The sequence below is a fragment of the Psychrobacter glacincola genome (assembly GCF_965118485.1).
Taxonomy (GTDB): domain Bacteria; phylum Pseudomonadota; class Gammaproteobacteria; order Pseudomonadales; family Moraxellaceae; genus Psychrobacter; species Psychrobacter glacincola_D.
This window is the reverse complement of sequence record NZ_CBCPJH010000088.1, coordinates 1-834: the sequence shown is the minus strand read 5'-3', so window position 1 is coordinate 834 and position 834 is coordinate 1. Positions and strand designations below refer to the sequence as shown.

The following is an 834-nucleotide window of genomic DNA, read 5'->3' as shown; positions in this document are numbered from 1 at the left end:
TAAAGGCTCAAAAGATACCCCGCGTGATGTGCGCGGTTTTGCGGTAAAAATTTATACCGAAGAAGGCAATTGGGATATCGTCGGTAACAACATGCCGATTTTCTTTATTCAAGATGCAATGAAGTTTCCAGATCTTGTCCATGCGGTTAAACCAGAACCGGATCGTGGATTCCCGCAAGCGGCTTCTGCTCATGATACCTTTTGGGATTTTGTATCGCTCAGTCCTGAAACCATGCACAATGTCATTTGGCTGATGAGTGATCGCGCGCTGCCACGTAGCTTTGGTATGATGGAAGGTTTTGGCATTCATAGCTATCGCTTTATTAATAAAGATGGAAAGAGCACTTTTGTGCGTTTCCACTGGAAGCCGGTACTTGGTGTTCAGTCACTGATTTGGGATGAAGCTGTAAAAATATCAGGTGCTGATCCAGATTATAATCGCCGCGATTTGTTTGAGTCGATTAATAATGGTGATTATCCAGAGTGGGAATTTGGCGTTCAATTATTTACCGAAGAAGAAGCCAATGAGTTTCCCTTCGATCATTTAGATGCGACCAAACTGATTCCAGAAGAATTAGTACCAGTACGCATCGTAGGTAAAATGGTGTTAAACCGTTATCCAGATAACTTCTTTGCAGAAACTGAGCAAGTAGCGTTCTGCCCATCGCATCTGCCACCGGGTATTGATTTTAGTAATGACCCGTTATTACAAGGTCGACTATTTAGTTATTTAGATACTCAGCTCACACGTTTAGGGTCACCGAATTTTGCTCAAATACCAATTAACGCACCAAAATGCCCGTTTGCTAATAATCAGCAAGATGGTCATATGCA

Annotated in this window: 1 protein-coding gene; it reads left to right on the top strand. The window is 42.4% G+C overall.

Features of this window, described 5'->3' with window-relative positions:
• A partial coding sequence (locus ACMHKH_RS14660; RefSeq protein ID WP_413521355.1) for a catalase occupies positions 1-834 on the top strand: 834 nt, incomplete at both ends.